General features: G+C 70.6%; 15 protein-coding genes. 13 read left to right on the top strand and 2 right to left on the bottom strand.

All coding sequences use genetic code 11. The features are described from left to right. Positions 1-2: 2 nt before the first annotated feature. From ASF22_RS07510 to ASF22_RS07450, 13 genes are all read left to right on the top strand, one after another. Entirely contained in the window at positions 3-1,406 is a 1,404-nt protein-coding gene (locus tag ASF22_RS07510; protein ID WP_244474224.1) for a nucleobase:cation symporter-2 family protein, read from the top strand. 121 nt (positions 1,407-1,527) lie between these two features. After that, positions 1,528-2,367, top strand: a complete 840-nt coding sequence (gene pucL / locus ASF22_RS07505; protein ID WP_056263037.1) for a factor-independent urate hydroxylase — start codon at positions 1,528-1,530, stop codon at positions 2,365-2,367. 456 nt (positions 2,368-2,823) lie between these two features. Next, positions 2,824-3,075 (top strand): hypothetical protein, encoded by a 252-nt coding sequence (locus tag ASF22_RS07500; protein ID WP_082483572.1) that lies wholly within the window; start codon positions 2,824-2,826, stop codon positions 3,073-3,075. A 341-nt stretch (positions 3,076-3,416) separates the two neighbouring features. Next, the gene (locus ASF22_RS07495; RefSeq protein ID WP_056263030.1) at positions 3,417-4,523 is read left to right on the top strand and encodes a BMP family ABC transporter substrate-binding protein; all 1,107 of its coding nucleotides are present in this window, start codon (positions 3,417-3,419) and stop codon (positions 4,521-4,523) included. A gap of 86 nt (positions 4,524-4,609) precedes the next feature. Further along, positions 4,610-5,761: an ABC transporter permease gene (locus ASF22_RS07490; protein WP_244474225.1), complete on the top strand. Its 1,152-nt coding sequence runs from the start codon at positions 4,610-4,612 to the stop codon at positions 5,759-5,761. A 10-nt stretch (positions 5,762-5,771) separates the two neighbouring features. After that, positions 5,772-6,695, top strand: a complete 924-nt coding sequence (locus tag ASF22_RS07485; RefSeq protein ID WP_056263024.1) for an ABC transporter permease — start codon at positions 5,772-5,774, stop codon at positions 6,693-6,695. Between the two features lie 8 nt (positions 6,696-6,703). Beyond that, positions 6,704-7,732: a formamidase gene (locus tag ASF22_RS07480; protein ID WP_056263021.1), complete on the top strand. Its 1,029-nt coding sequence runs from the start codon at positions 6,704-6,706 to the stop codon at positions 7,730-7,732. 14 nt (positions 7,733-7,746) lie between these two features. Next, positions 7,747-8,469: an isochorismatase family cysteine hydrolase gene (locus ASF22_RS07475; RefSeq protein WP_056263018.1), complete on the top strand. Its 723-nt coding sequence runs from the start codon at positions 7,747-7,749 to the stop codon at positions 8,467-8,469. After that, positions 8,466-10,019 carry an ABC transporter ATP-binding protein gene (locus tag ASF22_RS07470; RefSeq protein WP_200927117.1) on the top strand — a complete coding sequence of 518 codons (1,554 nt, stop codon included), beginning with the start codon at positions 8,466-8,468 and terminating at the stop codon, positions 10,017-10,019. The genes ASF22_RS07475 and ASF22_RS07470 overlap by 4 nt, the downstream gene beginning before the upstream one ends. 160 nt (positions 10,020-10,179) lie before the next feature. Continuing rightward, entirely contained in the window at positions 10,180-10,437 is a 258-nt protein-coding gene (locus ASF22_RS07465; protein WP_056263082.1) for a hypothetical protein, read from the top strand. Between the two features lie 156 nt (positions 10,438-10,593). Beyond that, entirely contained in the window at positions 10,594-11,565 is a 972-nt protein-coding gene (locus ASF22_RS07460) for a LysR family transcriptional regulator (RefSeq protein ID WP_082483570.1), read from the top strand. A 101-nt stretch (positions 11,566-11,666) separates the two neighbouring features. Next, entirely contained in the window at positions 11,667-13,532 is a 1,866-nt protein-coding gene (gene atzF, locus ASF22_RS07455) for an allophanate hydrolase (RefSeq protein ID WP_056263013.1), read from the top strand. A gap of 67 nt (positions 13,533-13,599) precedes the next feature. Then, positions 13,600-15,039, top strand: coding sequence for an acetamidase/formamidase family protein (locus ASF22_RS07450; RefSeq protein ID WP_056263009.1), 1,440 nt, complete (start codon positions 13,600-13,602; stop codon positions 15,037-15,039). Positions 15,040-15,045: 6 nt separating this feature from the next. On the opposite strand, the gene ASF22_RS07445 is transcribed toward ASF22_RS07450, so the two are convergent. Together ASF22_RS07445 and ASF22_RS07440 are read right to left on the bottom strand one after the other, a co-directional pair. Continuing rightward, positions 15,046-17,820, bottom strand: a complete 2,775-nt coding sequence (locus tag ASF22_RS07445; protein WP_056263006.1) for a molybdopterin cofactor-binding domain-containing protein — start codon at positions 17,818-17,820, stop codon at positions 15,046-15,048. Then, positions 17,817-18,632, bottom strand: coding sequence for an FAD binding domain-containing protein (locus ASF22_RS07440; RefSeq protein WP_056263078.1), 816 nt, complete (start codon positions 18,630-18,632; stop codon positions 17,817-17,819). The genes ASF22_RS07445 and ASF22_RS07440 overlap by 4 nt, the downstream gene beginning before the upstream one ends. Between the last annotated feature and the right edge of the window lie 279 nt (positions 18,633-18,911).

Genomic DNA, 18,911 nt, shown 5'->3' with positions numbered 1-18,911 from the left:
CCATGAACAGCGCCACGACGATCGCGGCCCCGCCCGATGCCGTCCTGAGCCCGACCGGCAGCGCACCGCCCGCGGCCGCGGCGAATGTGCCCACCGTCGCCCTCGGCCTGCTCGGGCTGCAGCACGTCCTGGTGATGTATGCGGGCGCCGTCGCCGTCCCCCTGATCGTCGGCCGTGCCCTGAATCTCGCCCCCGACCAGGTGGCGATGCTGGTGAGCGCCGACCTGTTCGCGTGCGGTCTCGCAACGCTGGTGCAGAGTTGGGGCCTGCCCGGCGTCGGGGTGCGGATGCCGGTGATGATGGGCGTCACCTTCGCCGCCGTCACGCCCATGGTCGCCATGGGGACCAACCCCGCCATCGGATTGACCGGAATCTACGGCGCCGTGATCGCCGCGGGCCTGTTCGCGTTCCTCGCGAGCCCCCTGGTCGGACGGCTGCTGCCGCTGTTCCCGCCGGTGGTGACGGGCACGATCATCCTCGTGATCGGCGTCTCGCTGATGAAGGTCGGCGTCAACTGGGCCGCGGGTGGGGTCGGCAATCCCGACTACGGCGCCCCGCTCTTTCTCGCCATCGCCACGTTCGTGCTCGGCGTGATCCTGGCGATCACCCGCTACGGCACCGGCTTCGTCAATTCGGCCTCGGTGCTCATCGGCATCGTCGCCGGGACGATCGTGGCGGCGTTCTTCGGTCTGGTCGATCTCGGCCACGTCGCCAAGGCGTCCTGGTTCGACGTGGTGCGCCCCTTCGCCTTCGGGTACCCGACCTTCGATCCCGTCTCCATCGTCACCCTTTGCATCGTGATGATCGTGGTGATGATCGAGTCGACGGGGATGTTCCTGGCGCTCGCCGAGATCTGCGCCGATCCCGTGGACGAGGCGCGCCTGACCAGGGGCCTGCGCGGCGACGGCCTCGGCACCATCCTGGGCGGCGTCTTCAACACGTTTCCCTACACCTCGTTCTCGCAGAACATCGGGCTCGTGGGCGTCACCGGGGTGCGGACCCGGAACGTGGCCGTCGTCGGCGGCTGCATCATGCTGGGCCTCGGCCTGATTCCGAAGCTCGCAGCCCTCGTGGAGGCGGTGCCCCAATGCGTCCTGGGCGGGGCCGGCCTGGTGATGTTCGGGATGGTCGGCGCCACCGGGGTGCGCATCCTCGGCGCGGTCGATTTCGCCCGCAATCGCAACAACCTGTTCGTCGTCGCGGTGTCCATCGGGTTCGGCATGATCCCGCTGGTCGCACCGGCCTTCTTCAGGCAGATGCCGCATGCCCTGCACCCGCTGCTCGAATCCGGCATCCTGCTCTGCGCCATCGCGGCGGTGACCCTGAACCTGTTCTTCAACGGCCTCGCCGGTGCCGGGGCGTCGCGGGCGGCGGCCCGGCGGCAGGCGACCGCCTCCGAGCATTGAGCGTCCCCGACGAACCCTCGGCTGCGCCGTTGCGCGCGAGGCGGGCACCGGCGAGTCTCGCGCGCGCGCCGGGAGCGTCGTGCCGTCCCCTCGATTCCCGATCGCACATGGAGAGAAGACCATGCCCCTGACCGCCTCCCAATACGGCAAGGGCCGCGTGCGGGTGATGCGGCTCGTTCGCGACGGGGATCGTCACACCCCGCGCGAACTCTCCCTCACGGTGCTGATGAAGGGGGCCTTCGACGCCGCCTGGACCGGGGCCGACAACCGCGCCTGCGTCGCCACCGACAGCGTGAAGAACATCGTCAACGTGGTCGCGGCCCGGAACCTCGCCCTCGACGCGGAGGCCTTCGTCCAGGTCGTCGCCGCCACGTTCCTCGAGGCGTACCCGCAGATCGAGGAGATGCGGATCGAGGGTTCGGAAACACGCTGGCTGCGGCGTTCCATCGGGGGCGCGCCGCATGGGCACGTCTTCACCCTCGACGGCAACGGGACGGGCTACGTCGCCCTGACGGCCCGCCGCGAAGGGAGCGTGCTCCGCTCAGGGCTGCGGGGCTTCACCTTCATGAAGACCACGCAATCGGGCTGGGCGGACTTCGTCGACGACGGGTACCGCACCCTGCCGGACGCGACGGACCGCATCGCCGCCACCGCCATGGACGCCACCTGGTCCTGGGCGGCCGCCCCCGCCGACACCACGGCCACCAACGCGCGGGTGCTCGATATCCTGATCGACGTGTTCGGCACCACCTACAGCGCCAGCGTTCAGGACAGCATGTACCGCATGGGAGAGGCGGTCCTCGCGGCCATCCCGGAGATCGCCGAGATCGGCTTTTCCATGCCGAACAAGCACTACATTCCCATCAACCTGACGCCGTTCGGCCTGGAGAATCCCGGAACCGTGTTCCTGCCGACCGACGAGCCCCATGGGCAGATCGAGGCGACGATCGGGCGGGGCTGAGCCGCGATCCGTCCGTGAGCGAAGCCGTTCGGGTCGATTCCAACGTACTTGAGGAAGGGCCGACCGTGTTCCCGGCGTAAGCTCCGGGTCCCGCCCGCGCCGTGCCCCTTCGCGCGGTGCGATCCCTTGGGTGCCCTCCGGGTGGGCATTCCCTGGAACGCCGAGCGTTCCCGTCGCCTGATGCTTCTCGGAGATGCGGTGTGCCGAAAGATGCGTGCCAGCGGCGGCAGGACCTGGCACAAAAGGCGGCACTGGCGTCCAAGTAACTGCCCGAACTCGGTTTATTCTCGCGAGTTTTTACCGGAGGGACATCGAATCAAGGCGTGTGCATCAACATGATGCACACGCCTTGCGCACGGAATGTTGCTTTTTGATGCGTTGCTGCACAAATTCTGGGAACTCAGCGAGCCGTTCCGCCTTCTATCGGACCGCGGCTCCGCACTCGGGAACCCAACCATGACCGTACGTATCCTCGTGGGCGCCGCCCTTGGTCTTGCCCTCTCCAGCGCCGCTCTCGCGCAGAGCTACACTGCCCCGGCCGGGATTCCTGCCGCGACCGCACCGGGCGGCCTCGAGGGACGGGCCGCCGACCGGAACTTCCACGCCTACACGGGCCGCTTGTCCCACCCGGTGCCCGGACGGTCCGGTGCTGCGGATGCGGACGTCACCGGTTCGGTGAGGGGCGCCCTGCCGCAGCGCGGGCGTTGAAGGCAGCCGATCCCGCAACCGGTCTGCGTGACGTGCGCGACGGCGTGGAAGTCCGCGTGTGAGAGACATCGATCCTCGTCTCGGTTTGGGCCGGCGGCTTCCATAGGCCTGCCGGCCCTTCCATTTCCGGACGCCCTTCGACGGAACTGGAAGCGTGTCCCTTGCGTGGCCAAAAACCGTGCATACACGGCCGTCATTTTGAGCGCCTGGTCTGTCCAATTGCTGATGCGCGTAGAGCAAACGCCATCATCGCACTGCCGAAAGTCTTGGCTTTCTCTCCATTGGGGTACGGCTTAGGTTTCGTTCCATCGCAACCATGCGAGTCGAATGGAACGGATGCCGTGACCGCACGCCCTTTCTCTCGCAGACATTTTCTCGCCGGAGCCGGCGCCCTGTCGCTCGGGCTCCTGCCCTCCGGTCGTGCGCGGGCCGCCGGTGCCTTGACCGTCGGATTCATCTACGTCGGGCCCAAGGACGATTACGGGTACAACCAAGCCCACGCCCAGGCCGCGAAGGCGCTCAAGGGTATGCCGGGCCTCGAAATCACCGAGGAGGAGCGTGTCCCCGAGACCAACGCCGTCGAGAAGACCATGGAGAGCATGATCAACCTCGACGGGGCGACGCTGCTGTTCCCCACCTCGTTCGGTTATTACAGTCCGTATCTTCTCGCCCAGGCGAAGAAGAACCCCAAGATCCAGTTCCGGCATTGCGGCGGCCTCTGGACGGACAAGGATCCGAAGAACGCAGGCTCGTACTTCGGCTACATCGCCCAGGGCCAGTACCTCAACGGGATCGTGGCGGCGCATGCGTCGAAGTCGAAGAAGCTCGGCTTCGTCGGCGCCAAGCCGATCCCGCAGGTGCTGAACAACATCAACGCCTTCCTGCTCGGGGCCCAGAGCGTCGATCCGTCCATCACCTGTCAGGTCATCTTCACCGGCGAGTGGTCGCTCGCGGTCAAGGAGGCCGAGGCCGCAAACGCGCTCATCGACGGCGGCGCCGACGTGGTCACCTGCCACGTCGACAGCCCGAAGGTGGTGGTCGAGACCGCCTCCCGGCGCGGGGCCTTCGTCTGCGGCTACCACGTCGACCAGTCGCCGCTCGCCCCGCAGAAGTATCTCACCGGCGCGGAGTGGAACTGGCTGCCGATCTACAAGGACTTCATCGCCGCGATGCAGGCCGGCCGCGTGCCGCAGAACTTCGTGCGCGGCGGGCTCGCGGACGGCTACGTCAAGATGAGCCCCTACGGCCCCGGCGTGAGCGAGGCGGCTCGCAAGAATGCCGACGCGGTCAAGGTCGAGATGATGACGGGCGGCTACGCCATCATCAAGGGACCGCTCAAGGACAACACCGGGAAGGAAATCCTGGCCGCCGGCCAAGCCTACCCGGAGAAGGCGCCCGAACTCGAGAGCACCAACTACCTCGTCGCCGGCGTGAAGGGCTCGGTATGAGCGCCGGGCCGATCGGGCCTCGGGTGACGTCCCCGATCGCACACGGGAGACCCTGACGCGTGGTCGCGCAGGCCGCCCCTTCGGAGCTGAGCGCCGCCCCGGCGCGCCCCTCGGCCGGCCTCCAGGTCCGCGCCTGGCTGGCGCGCCGCGCGGAGGCGGTGGCGATTCCCGTGGCCGCCGCCGTGACGGGCTTCGTGCTGTTCGGTGTCTTCCTCGCCGCCATGGGCAAGTCGCCGGTCCAACTCGTCGAGATCGTCTGGCGCGGCGGCTTCGGCTCGGCCTTCGCGCTCGGCAACAGCCTGCAGCGCGCCGCGCCCCTGCTGTTCGCCGCCCTGTGCGTCGCCCTCCCCGCCCGGCTCGGTCTCGTGGTGATCGGCGGCGAGGGCGCCATCGTGCTCGGCGGCCTCGCCGCGGCGGCCGCCGCCCAGCCCCTCGCCGCCTTGCCGGTGCCGCTCGTGATCCCCCTAATGGCGCTGGCGGCGGCCCTCGTCGGAGCGGTCTGGATCGGTGCGGTGGGCTGGCTCCAGGCCTATCGCGGCGTCAACGCCACCATCTCCAGTCTGCTCCTGTCCTACATCGCCATCGCGGTCGCCAACCATCTCATAGAGGGTCCGCTGCGCGATCCGACGAGCCTGAACAAGCCTTCGACCCTGCCGGTGGGCGAGGCCTTCATGCTCGGTCCGATGCCGGGGATCGGCGTGCATTGGGGGCTGGGCTGCGGCGTGATCGCGTGCCTGGCCGCCTACCTGCTCATGGACCGGACGACCCTCGGCTTCGCGGCCCGCATCGCCGGAGGCAACGTGCGGGCGGCGCAGATCCAGGGACTGCCCGTCGGCCGGCTCATCGTCGGCTTCACGGTCCTGGGCGGCGCCTTCGCGGCGCTCGCCGGCTTCTTCGAGGTGGTCGCCGTGCAGGGCACCGCCAACGGCACGCTCGCAGCCGGCTACGGCTACACCGGCATCCTCGTGGCGTTCCTCGCCCGGCAGAACCCCATCGCCATCGTGCCGGTGGCCTTCCTGCTCGGCGGCATCGAGGCCTCGGGCGGCCTGATCCAGCGGCGAATGCAGCTCCCCGACGCCACCGTCCTGGTGCTGGAGGGCCTGCTCTTCCTCGTCGTGCTCATGAGCGAAACGCTCTACGGCCGGTTCAAGCTGTTCAACCCGCATCTCTGGGCGGCCAAATCCCGGGCAACCGAGCGCGAGACGGCACGGGGATCGACCCCCGCGGGGCCGGCATGAGGGGTGGGCGATGAGCGAGGATCTCGGTCTCTGGTCCGTCCTGATCGCGGTGATCGGCGGGGCGATCCGCGTCTCGACGCCGTTCCTGTTCGTCAGCCTCGGTGAGACCATCACCGAGCGCTCGGGGCGGATCAATCTCGGGCTGGAGGGAACCCTGGTCTTCGGGGCCATGTCCGCCTACGGCACCGCCGTGTTGACCAATTCGCCCTGGGCGGGCGTGGCGGTCGCCGCCCTAGCGGGCGCCGCGTTCGGCCTCCTGCACGGGTTCGTCTGCCGCCTGCCCCGAGTCAACGACGTGGCGGTGGGCATCGCCCTGATGCTGTTCGGCTCAGGTCTCGCCTTCTTCCTCGGCAAGCCCTTCATCCAACCCTCGGTCCCGCCGCTCCCGGCCATTCCCTTCGGGTTCTGGTCGAGCCTGCCCCAGGTGCAGGCGGCCCTGCAGGTGAACGTGCTGTTCCTCGCGGGCGCGGCCCTGTCGGTGTTCCTGTGGTGGGCGTTCCGCAACACCAAGGCCGGCCTGATCGTGCGCGTCGTCGGTGACAGTGCCGACGCCGCACGGGCCATGGGCTACGACGTCGACCGCGTCCGCCTGTACGCGACGGCCACCGGCGGTGCCCTGGCGGGGATCGGGGGCGCCTACCTGTCGCTGTACTATCCGGGTTCGTGGAACGAGGGCGTGTCGTCGGGCCAGGGCCTGATGGCGGTGGCCCTCGTCATCTTCGCCCGCTGGAACCCGCTGGCGTGCTTCGGCGCGGCTTTGCTGTTTGGCGGCGCCGGGGCCCTGGGGCCGGCCCTGCAATCGGTCGGCGTCAGCCAAGGCTACTACCTGTTCTACGCCGCGCCCTACGTCCTCACCCTCGCCCTGCTGATCGCCACCGCGTCGCCCGACCGGGCGCTGGCCGGCGCACCGGGCGAACTGTCCCTCTCGAAGTAGGCTCTCGCATGAACGGACTCGGCGGACTGAACAAGTCGCCCGACGGCGTCGTCATCGGCCTCGTGCAGCTGCAATTGCCCAAGGTGGTCACGAAGGCCGATCTGACGGCCCAGACGGACCGCGTCGTCGCCATGGTGGCCAAGGCGCGCGCGAACCTCGGAACCATGGATCTCGTGGTGTTCCCCGAATACGCCCTGCACGGCCTGTCGATGGACACCAACCCGGAGATCATGTGCCGGGTGGATGGCCCCGAGGTCGCGGCGTTCCAGGCGGCCTGCCGCGAGCACCGGATCTGGGGCTGCTTCTCCATCATGGAGTTCAACCCGCACGGAAATCCCTACAACACCGGCCTGATCATCGACGACGGGGGCGCGGTGAAGCTCACCTATCGCAAGATGCACCCCTGGGTGCCGGTGGAGCCGTGGGAGCCGGGTGACCTCGGCATCCCGGTGATCGACGGGCCGAAGGGCGCGAAACTCGGCCTCATCATCTGCCACGACGGCATGTTCCCCGAGATGGCCCGCGAATGCGCCTACAAGGGCGCCGAGATCATGATCCGCACGGCCGGCTACACCGCGCCGATCCGCGAGTCGTGGCGTTTCACCAATCAGGCGAACGCGTTCTCGAACCTCATGGTCACCGCCAACGTCTGCCTGTGCGGCTCCGACGGCGCCTTCGATTCCATGGGCGAGGGCATGATCTGCAACTTCGACGGCGCGATCATCGCCCACGGCACCACGGGCCGCGTCGACGAGATCATCACGGCCGAGGTGCGGCCCGACCTCGTGCGCGAGGCGCGCATCCACTGGGGGGTCGAGAACAACATCTACCAGCTCGGCCACCGCGGCTACACGGCGGTGAAGGGGGGCGCGCAGGATTGCCCCTACACCTACATGCACGATCTGGCCGCCGGCCGGTACCGCGTGCCGTGGGAGGATCAGGTCCAGGTCGTCGACGGCACGGGCTGCGGCTTTCCCGCGCCGACGCGGTCCTACGGCGAGGCGCTGGCGTCGGGCGCCCGCGAGGCGGCCGAATGAGCGCGGGCTCTCCCATGGGCGTGGAGGCCTCCTCCGTGGGCGCACAAACTTCGGCCGGGGGCACCTATGCGGCCGCCGAGCCGTACCCCTGGCCCTACGACGGCAGCCTTCGCCCCGAGACCACGGCCCTCGTCGTCATCGATATGCAGACGGATTTCTGCGGCGTCGGCGGCTACGTCGACGCCATGGGCTACGACCTCACCCTCACCCGCGCGCCGATCGGTCCGATCGCCCGGCTCCTCGCCGCCGCGCGCGAACGGGGCTTTCCCGTCATCCACACCCGCGAGGGGCACCGGCCGGATCTGGCGGATCTCCCCGCCAACAAGCGCTGGCGCTCGCGCCGCATCGGGGCCGGCATCGGCGATCCGGGACCCTGCGGCCGGGTGCTGGTGCGGGGCGAGCCCGGCTGGGAGATCATTCCGGAGCTGGCGCCGGAGCCGGGCGAGCCGGTGATCGACAAGCCCGGCAAGGGCTCGTTCTGCGCCACCGACCTCGAACTGATCCTCAACGCGCGCGGGATCCGCAACCTCATCCTCACCGGCATCACCACGGATGTCTGCGTCCACACCACGATGCGCGAGGCCAACGACCGCGGCTTCGAATGCGTCATCGTCTCCGACGCCACCGCGGCCACCGATCCCGGCAACCACGCGGCGGCCCTGAAGATAGTGACCATGCAGGGCGGCGTCTTCGGCGCCGTCGCCACGTCCGAGGCGCTTCTCCGGGCCATGGGCTGAGCACCATGGACAGCACCCCCGCCCTGCCCCGCGCCATCGGCATCGAGACCATCGGCATGACGAAGCGCTTCGGCGCGCATGCGGCCCTCGACGACGTCTCCATGAAGATCGAGCGGGGCGGCTTCCACGCCCTGCTGGGCGAGAACGGCGCCGGCAAGTCGACCCTCGTCAAGTGCGTGATGGGCTTCTACGCCCCGACCGCGGGCACGGTCCTGGTCGATGGGCGCGAGGCCGAGATCACCAATCCGAAGGGTGCGCAGGCGCGCGGCCTCGGCATGGTCTATCAGCACTTCACCCTGGTGCCGTCCCTCACGGGCGCCGAGAACCTCGTCATCGCGCGCGCCGACGCGCCGGCGATCCTCGACTGGAAGGCCCAGCGCGCCGTGCTGGCGGATTTCATGGACCGGATGCCGTTCCGCCTGAACCTCGACCGGCCCGTGGCGGAGCTGGCGGCGGGCGAGAAGCAGAAGCTCGAGATCGTCAAGCAGCTCTACCTCGAGGCCCGGTTCCTCATCCTCGACGAGCCGACCTCGGTGCTGACGCCCTCCGAGGCCGAGGAGGTGCTGGGTCTGCTGCGCGCCATGACCAACCGCGGCGACCTCACCGTGCTGATGATCAGCCACAAGTTCCACGAGGTCGAGACCTTCGCGCGGTCCTTGAGCGTCCTGCGCCGGGGCCGCCTCGTCGGTGGCGGTGCCGTCGGGACGCTCTCGCGCGACGACATGGCGGCACTGATGATCGGCGAGCGGACCGTGCGGACCCTCGCGGCCCGGATCGGCGACGCGGACGCGGGCCGCGAGGTGCTCCGGGTCGAGGGCGTCACCGCCACCGACCCGTCCGGCCTGCGCCACATCGCCATCGACAGCCTGCGGGTGCGCGCCCGGGAGATCGTGGGCATCGCCGGCGTCTCCGGCAACGGCCAGAAGGAACTCGCCGACGTGCTCGGCGGGCAGATCCGCGCCACCGCCGGTCGGGTGATCGTCGCGGGCGCACCCTATTCCGGCACCCGTTCCGAGAGCCGATCGCGAAAGGTCCGGTTCATCCCGGAGGAGCCCCTGCGCAACGCCTGCGCGCCCCGCATGTCGGTGTCCGAGAACCTCGCCTTCCGCGCCTTCGACCGGCGCGGCGACGCGGCCGGCGGCCCCCCGACCCTGTGGCTCGACAAGCGTGCCATGGCGGCCCGGGCCAGGGAGCTGATCGCCCGGTTCAAGGTGAAGACGGCCTCCGCCGAGGCCCCCATCGCGACCCTGTCGGGCGGCAACGTGCAGCGGGCCGTGCTGGCGCGCGAGCTCACCGATCCCGTCGATCTCCTCATCGTGGTCAATCCGTGCTTCGGCCTCGACTTCGCGGCGGTCTCCGAGATCCGCAACCGGATCGTCGCCGCGCGCAATGCCGGGGCGGCGGTGCTGCTGATCAGCGAGGACCTCGACGAGATCCTGGAACTGTCCGACCGCATCCTGGTGATGTCGGACGGGCGCCTCGTCTACGAGACCCCGGCGGCCGCGGCCGAGGCCGGCACCATCGGCCGGCACATGGCCGGGCATCACTGAGATTCAGGCCTTCTCGATCCGACCTTTCGGATCCCGGCCTTTTCGATTTCATCGAACGTTTCCATCGGGTCTTTTCGGGTTTTTCGGAGGGCGGTCCGGGTCCATCTTCGCTCCATCAGAAGCCGGCCAGCGTCGGCACACCGAACCGATGGAGCCCATCATGTCCCGTATCCTCACCCTGTCGGTCCTCGCCCTCACGGCCGTCGCCGGTCTGACCGGCGCCGCGTCCGCCCAGAGCTACACGGCCCCCGCCGGCATTCCGGCCGTCACGGCGCCGGGCGGCGTCGCGGGGGCGCCTGCGAACGACCGGCACCGCCTCGACGGAGCGGTCCCGGCTTGGGTGGTGGGGGCGGACGTCGCCACCACCGGGTCGCTCCGGGCGCCCCACCCCGCAATCCGGTCGCGCACCGCGTGCTGATCCGCGCACGAACACGCCGACGCGACGAAGCCGGTCCTTACGGGGACCGGCTTCGTCGCGTCGGCTTCGCCTTCTTTGGAACCGGCGCTCCCCTTGCTTGCGAAGACCCGCCCGGCGCCGTTGTGCCGTGTGTGAGGCGATGGGCGGGGAAACGACATGCGGACGGCCGGAATCCCGACCCTCGATCAGCTGCGCGTGTTCCTGTGCGTCGTGGAGGCCGGAAGCTTCGCGGCGGCGGGCCGGCGGCTCAACCGCGCCACCTCGGTGATCAGCTACGGGATCGCCAACCTCGAGCAGCAGCTCGGCCTGCCGCTGTTCGATCGGGACTCGACCCGCAAGCCGCAACTCACCGAGGCGGGGCGTGCCGTGCTGGCCGAGGCCCGCACCGTCGCTCACAGTCTCGATGCCCTGCGCGCCAAGGTGAACGGCCTGCTCGGCGGGCTGGAGGCCGAGGTCAGCCTCGCCGTCAGCGTGCTGATGCCGGGCGACCGTCTCGTCGATGCCCTGAAGGCGTTCCAGGCACGGTTTCCGACGGTGGCGCTGCGCCTCAACGTCGAGGCCCTGGGGGCGGTCCAGCACTGCGTCGCCAGCGGCAAGGCCGTCATCGGCATCGGCGTTGAGATCTGGGACAAGACGAGCGATCCCCTCGAACACATCGCCGTCGGAGACGTCGAGATGCTGCCGGTCGCGGCCCCGTCGCACCCCCTCGCGCGGGCGGACGGCGCCCCGCCGGGCCAGGCCCGCGAGCATGTCCAACTCGTGATCGCCGACCGCTCGCCGCTCTCGGACGGGCAGGAATTCGGCGTGATCGCCACCCGCACCTGGCGGCTCTCCGACCTCGGCTCGAAGCACACCCTGCTGCTCGCCGGGATCGGCTGGGGGAGCATGCCGGCCCACATGGTGCGGGCGGATCTCGCGGCGGGACGCCTCGTCGAATTGCGGATGCCGGAGGCGAAGCGCCGCCGCCTGCCCTTCACGGCGATCCACCGCACCGACCGGCCGCCCGGACCCGCAGGGCGCTGGCTGATCCAGCGCTTCGCCGAGCAGGTCGGAGATGCGCCCGGAGATACGCCCGGCGACCCGTCCGCCCATGGACCTGCATCGCGCTACGCGGGCACGCCCGGCTGAGGCGCCTTGGCAACGGGCTTGCTCACGGGGAAGCGGGGAACGCATCGCGGGCAAGGCGGCGTCCGGTGACGTGTCGCGCCGTGTATACAAAGGAGGCAGGGATGCATCGTGGTGAGCACAACAATGCGACTTACGATCCGCGCGTGGATGACGGCCTGCCGCCGGTCCTGACCCTCGCGGCCCTGCGTGCACGCTACGCCGCCGGAGACCTGAGCCCGGCCGACCTCGCCGCCCGCGTATCCGACCGTATGGCGGCCTGTCCCGACCCGGCCGTCTTCATCACGCCCGTCCCCCGCGAACACCTGATCGCGGCGGCCCGTGCCCTGATGGCGCGCCACCCCGAGCCGAATTCCCTGCCGCTCTGGGGTGTGCCCTTCGCGGTGAAGGACAACATCGACGTCGCCGGCCTGCCCACCACCGCGGCCTGCCCGGCCTTCGCGTTCGAGCCGGCGCAGGACGCGCACGTGATCGCGCGGCTGAAGGCGGCCGGCGCCCTCGTCATCGGCAAGGCCAACCTCGACCAGTTCGCCACGGGCCTCAACGGCACCCGATCCCCCTACGGCGCACCCCGCAGCGTCTTCTCGCCCGACCACATCTCCGGGGGGTCGAGTTCGGGCTCGGCGGTGGCGGTGGCGGCGGGGCTGGCCTGCTTCTCCCTCGGCACCGACACCGCCGGCTCCGGCCGGGTCCCGGCCGCCTTCAACAATCTCGTGGGCATCAAGCCGACGCCGGGTCTCGTCTCCACCACCGGCCTCGTTCCGGCCTGTCGCAGCCTCGATTGCATCACCGTGTTCGCCCCGTGCGTCGCGGATGGGATCGAGATCCGACGGATCGCCGAGGGGTTCGACGGGAGCGACATCTACGCCCGGCGCATCACGCCCGTGTCCCTGCCGTCCGCCCCGCGCTTCGGGGTGCTGACGGGGGCGGATCGCGAATTCTTCGGCGACACCGAGGCCGAGCGCCTCTACGACGCGGCCGTCGCCCGGCTCGAAGCCCTGGGCGGCACGCCCGTCGCGTTCGACTACGCCCCCCTGCGTGCCATCGCCGACCTCCTCTACGGCGGCCCCTGGGTGGCCGAGCGCCTCGCGGCGGTCGAGACGTTCTTCGGCACGAACGCCGACGATTTCGATCCGAGCGTGCGCGCCATCGTCGCCTCCGCCGGGGCGTTCAGCGCCGTCGACGCCTTTCGCGGCCGCTACCGGTTCGAGGCCCTGAAGCGCGAGGCGGACGCCCTGTTTTCCGGCCTCGACATCCTGCTCCTGCCGACGACGCCGACGATCTACACGGTGGCCGCCATGCGCGACGACCCCGTCGCGCTCAACAGCCGGCTCGGCCTCTACACCAACTTCGCCAACCTGCTCGGCCTCGCCGCCATCGCGGTGCCGGCGGGGTTCCGGGGCGACGGCCTGCCCCTTGGCGTCACCCTGGTCGGCCCCGGCGGCAGCGACGATGCCCTGGGATCGATGGCCGATGCCCTCCACCGGGGGGCCGCGTGCGGCCTGGGGCGCGACCGCGCCGGGGCCGTGCCGGACTTCGTCCGCCGCCCGGAGCCCGGCCACGCCGGCGTCGCCCTCGCGGTGGTGGGGGCGCATCTGTCCGGCCTCCCCCTCAACGGCGAGCTGCTCGCCCTCGGCGCGACCCTGTTGGAGAAAACCCGGACCAAGTCCGACTACCGCCTCTACGTCCTGCCGCACACCGAGCCCGCCAAGCCCGGCCTCGTGCGCGACCCGGGTTTCGACGGACCCGGGATCGCGGTCGAGATCTGGACGCTGCCGCCGGAGGCCTTCGGCCGCTTCGTCGCCGCGATCCCCGCACCCCTGGGGATCGGCCGGATCGCCCTGGCCGACGGAAGAGCGGTTCCGGGCTTCCTCTGTGAGGCGCACGCCGTCGCGGAGGCCCCGGAGATCACCCGGTACGGCGGGTGGCGCACCTACCGGGCCGCGGCCGAACCGGGAGGCACCGCTTGATCGCCGGCGGAGCTTGGCCGCGCCCTTGCGTACACGGCTCCGGACGCCCCAGCTTCGGAGAGACGAGATGTGCCTTGGCGACGACCCGACCTGCGCCGCCTTCGCGGAGCATCGCCTGCGCTACCGGCGTGACATGCAACCCGAACGGCGAGCCTTCCTGAAGAGCGGTTTCGTCGCGTCCGGGGGCGCGGCGGCCCTGGCGGCCGGCGGTCTCTCCCTGGTGAGTCCCGCCGTGGCCGAGGCTGGTCGTACGAGCGCGGCGCACGCCGCCCACCACCACCTGCCCGCCACGGCGGAGACGGTGCATTGGGGCTATTTCAGCAAGACCCTGAAACCCCGTATCGAGATCGCGTCGGGCGATTACGTCACCATCGAGACGCTGACCCACCATGCCAACGACGACGCCGAACGCATGGTCACGGGGGATCCGGGCGCCGAGAGCGTATTCCTCTGGACCAAGGACAAGAAGGGCGTCGCCCGCCGGGGCGCCGGCCCCGAGGATGCCAAGCTCGGTCCGGGCGGCGGCCTCGGCGTCCATATCTGCACCGGGCCCGTGGCGATCGGGGGCGCCGAGCCCGGCGACGTCCTCGAAGTCCGCATCCTCGACGTGGCGCCGCGCCCCTCCGCCAACCCGAAGTTCAAGGGCTCGACCTTCGGCAGCAACGCGGCGGCGTGGTGGGGCTACCACTACAACGACATGCTGGAAGGCAAGAAGCGCGAGATCGTCACCATCTACGAGGTCGATGCCGGCGGCGAGCGGGACTGGGCCAAGGCGGTCTACAGCTTTCCCTGGCCCGGCGTCACCGACCCCGACGGGGTGCTGCACTCGATCATCGATTACCCGGGCCTTCCCGTCGATCACACCAAAACCAAGCGCACCTACGACGTGCTCAAGGGAATCCGGGTGCCGATCCGTCCGCATTTCGGCACCATGGGCCTCGCGCCGGCCGAGGCCGACATGGTGAACTCGATCCCGCCGAGCTACACTGGCGGCAACATCGACAATTGGCGCATCGGCAAGGGTGCGACCATGTATTATCCCGTGGCCGTGCCCGGCGCCCTGTTCTCGGTGGGCGATCCCCATGCCAGCCAGGGCGATTCCGAGCTCTGCGGCACGGCGATCGAGTGCTCGCTCACGGGCACCTTCCAATTCATCCTGCACAAGAAGGCCGCTCTCGCCGGCACGCCCCTCGAAGCCCTCGATTTCCCGATGATCGAGACGCGCGACGAGTGGGTGCTATCGGGCTTCAGCTATCCGAACTACCTGCGCGACCTCGGTCCGGAAGCGCAGAGTGCGATCTTCCAGAAATCCTCCCTCGACCTCGCCATGCGCGACGCCTTCCGCAAGATGCGCTCCTTCCTCATGCACGCGAAGGGGCTGACCGAGGACGAGGCCATCTCGCTCATGTCCATCGCCGTCGATTTCGGGATCACCCAGGTGGTGGACGGCAATTGGGGTGTCCACGCCATCGTCAAGAAGGCGATCTTTTCTGAAAGGACGGCCTGACCGGCATCACGGCGCGGCGCGCTCCCGCTCCGCGACCGCCGCCATCACCTGACGAAAGATCCGGTCCGGCGCGAACGGCGTCGCGGTGAGGCGCGCGCCCGTCGCGTCGCGAATCGCGTTGGCCAGCGCCGGGGCGACGGGGTTGTAGGGCGATTCGCTCATGGACTTGGCGCCGAGCGGCCCGATGCGGTCGTGGGTCTCGGCGAACAGCACCCGGGTGTCGGGTACGTCGGCGCAGGCCGGGATGTGGTAGTTGCGGAACGTCCGCGTGAGGACGCTGCCTTCGTGGTCGAGGCGGTAATCCTCGTAGAGCGCCGCGCCCAGCGCCTGCGCCACCCCGCCCTCGACCTGGCCGCGGCACTGCATCGGGTTGATCACCACGCCGGCATCCACGGCCTGGATGCTCGCGAGAATCCGCACCTCGCCGCTCATCGGGTGCACGGCGACGCGGAACGCCTGGACGTTGAAGGCCACCGAGCGCGGACTGCCGTCGGCCTCGGCCCGCGCCTCCAGGGGCGCGAGGGCGGTGAGCGGAACCGGGCCGGCGGGCGTCTCCACGCATTCGCCCGCCAGGCGGCAGTGCTCCGGGGCGACGCCCATCCGGGCGGCGGCCGCCTGCACGAGGGCGTCGGCCAGGGCCGTCGCCGCGCGAAGATTCGCCTGACCCGCCACCACGATCCCGGTGCTTCCGTAGGCGCCGGTGTCGTGGAGGACGGCGTCGGTGTCGGCCTGGATCAGGCGGATGCGGTCGGGCGTGGTGGCGAGGGCCTGCGCGGCGATCTGGGCGTGGACCGTGCTGGTGCCGTTGCCGAATTCGGCCGTGCCCACCGCCAGGGCGTAGCCGTCCCCGTCGAGGCGGATCCGCGCGTGGGCGAAGTGGCCGCGCGGCGGAATCGTATCGATCATCGCCATGGCCATGCCCTCGCCGACGCACCAGTCCGACCCCGGCGGGCGGGCGCCCGGATCCTCCGCGAGGGCGGCTTCGGCGAGGGCGGCCTGAGCGAGGTCGAGGCACTGGTCGAGGCCGTAGGAGCCGTACGCGACGTCGTGGGGCTCGAGGCTGGTGGAAACCATCGGGTCGCCCGGCCGCACGGCGTTGCGGCGGCGCATGGCGAAGGGATCGAGGCCGAGCCCGCGCGCCAATTCGTCCACGGCCGATTCCACGGCGAAGATCGTCTGGCTGAGGCCGTAGCCGCGAAACGCGCCCGCCGGCAGGGTGTTCGTGTAGACGCTGTAGCCGTCCACCCGCTTGTTCGGGCAGTTGTAGGCGGCGATGCTCTCGTTGCAGCCGTGATGCAGCACGCCGCCGGCATGGTTGGCATAGGCGCCGGTGTCGGACAGCACCGTCAGCTGGATCGCCGTCAGGGTGCCGTCGGCCCGGGCGCCCATCCGCACCCGCACCCGCATGGGATGGCGCGTGGTGGCGGCGGTGAACTGCTCCTCGCGGGTCAGCTCCCACTGCACCGGCCGTCCGGTCCTGAGGATCGCCAGGGCGACGAGGTCCTCGGTCAGCATCTCCTGCTTGCCGCCGAAGCCTCCGCCGACCCGGCCGCACAGGACGCGGACCGCGGCCCGGTCGAGGTCGAACAGGGCGCAGAGGGCATCCCGGGTCAGGAACGGCACCTGCGTCGAGGAGCGCAGCACGAGCCGGCCATCCGCGTCGATCCAGCCCACGGCACCGTGGGTCTCCAGATGCGCGTGCTGCACGCGCTGGGAGACGTACTCCGCCTCGTGGATCAGGTCCGCTTGCGCGAACCCCGACTCGACGTCGCCGATGGCACCGTGGGCCTCGGCCGCGAGGTTCGGGTGGGGCAGGAGCGGCGGTGCGTCCGCCCCCGGGGGCGGCGGATCGCGGTCTCTCGGATCGTGCACCAGGGGGGCGTCCGGGCGGAGCGCCGTGTCCGGATCGAGGAGGGCCGGCCGCGTCTCGTAGGTGACGACGAGGGCCTGGACGCCGGCCTCCGCCGCGGCCTCGGTCTCGGCCACCACGGCGGCCACCCGCTGGCCGACGAAGCGCAGCACGGGATCGAGGATCAGGGTATCGGGCGCGTCGTCGGCCGGGTTCTCGTGCCTGCCCGTCGAGAACCGGCGCTGCGGCACGTCTGCGTGGGTGAACACCGCCGCCACGCCCGGAACGGCCAGCGCCGCGTGCCGGTCGATCCGCAGAATGCGCGCATGGGCGTGGGGCGAGCGCAGGACCTTCAGGTGCAGCACCCCCGGTACCGCGACGTCGAGGGTGTAGGCGGCCGCCCCCGAGACGACGCCGCGGCTCGCCGGTGCGGGAAGGTTGCGTCCGATGGGGTCCGCGCAGGTCTGGGGCGCCTCGGCATGGTGGGTGCCCGCCACCGCATCACGGATGGCGCGGTAGCCGGTGCAGCGGCAGAGGTTGCCCTTCAGGGCCGTGCCGAGATCCTGCCGCTGGCCCTGGTCCAGGGCCGCCGCCGTCATGATCATCCCGGGCGTGCAGAAGCCGCATTGGAAGCCCTGCGCATCCAGGAAGGCGTCCTGCATGGGGTGGGTGCGCGCGGCCGGTCCGCCGCCGGGGGCGCAGGGGCCGCCGAGGCCCTCGATGGTGGTGACGGCGCGTCCTTCGGCCCTGAAGGCGGGCAGGAGGCAGGAATGCACCGGCTCGCCGTCGAGATGCACGGTGCAGGCGCCGCAATCGCCCGCATCGCAGCCCTTCTTGACCCCGAACCAGCCGAGCTCCCGCAGAAGGGTCCGCAGGCACTGGCCGGGCCGCGGCGCGGCGTCCTGTGCCTGCCCATTGACGGTCAGGATCATCGGGTCAACTCCTGCCGGATGTCTTCTGCGAGGAAGAGGGAGACGTGACGCCGCCAATCCGGCGTGCCGTGGACGTCGTCGTACCAGTCCGGGTCGCGGATCGCCGCCAGGATCCGCTCCCGCAGGGCCTGCGCATCGGGCACGGCGTCGAACGCGATCCGCACCGGGCGGCGCGTCGCCGCCGTCACGGTCAGGACGAACGCCCCCGCGCCGTCCCGCGTCCCGATCAGCAGCGCGCCGGAGCGGCCGTTCGGGCTCAGGGAGATGCGTCGGAACGCGGTCCGCCGGCACAGGGCCGCCACCGGCAGGGCGACGCTGCGCAGGAGTTCGCCCGGTTGCAGCGCCGTCCGCTCGGGGCCGAGGACGAAGTCGGGGACGGCGAGGTGCCGCTCGCCCCCGCCTCGCATACGGATGGTGCAGACGCCGTCGAGGGCGGCCGTCAGGGCGATCATCGGCCCGGCCGGCAGGGCCATGCAGAGGTTGCCGCCGACGGTCGCCGTGTTCCAGATCTTGAACGAGCCGAGCAGCGCCCGGCAGCACTGCCCGACGAGGGGCGAGGCGACCCAGGCCGGCGGCAGGTCCAGCCGGTCGAGCTCCGCGATGGTGCCCGTCGCCGACAGGGTCAGGCCGCTGTCCGAGACCGCGTGCGTCGGCCAGCCCAGGCCGGCGAGGTCGATCAGCCGGCCGAGCTGCGGTTGCGGCTGCGAGAACAGCCAGGTTCCACCCGCCAGCCACGCATCGCCGGCCTGCCAGTCGGGCAGCGCGTCGGCCGGTCCCGGGGTGATGACGGATGTGACGCCGTTGAGATCCATGGGCCAGCCCGCAAGCAAAACTTCGTCCACCCCGGCGCGCCGGCGGACGCCGGCGTCCCGAACGGCCATCGTGTCGATGTTCGGGGGGCGGGTTCAAGGGCCTTGCAAAATTCTACTTCTGCGAGCGTTGTCGTGGGCGCGATCCCGGTCAAGATGCAGGCTTCGACTCGGTCGGGGTCGACCGAACCGGTCGCCGCTCTGGACGCACGGCCGGGGACGAGGATCGGTCTGCGCAGGTCGAAGGCGCCCATTCCCTTGAAAACACCGGATCGGTGTTTT

The organism is Methylobacterium sp. Leaf87, assembly GCF_001422775.1.
GTDB lineage: Bacteria > Pseudomonadota > Alphaproteobacteria > Rhizobiales > Beijerinckiaceae > Methylobacterium.
Note: the sequence above shows the minus strand (reverse complement) of the source record. Positions and strands in the feature narration are given on the sequence as shown.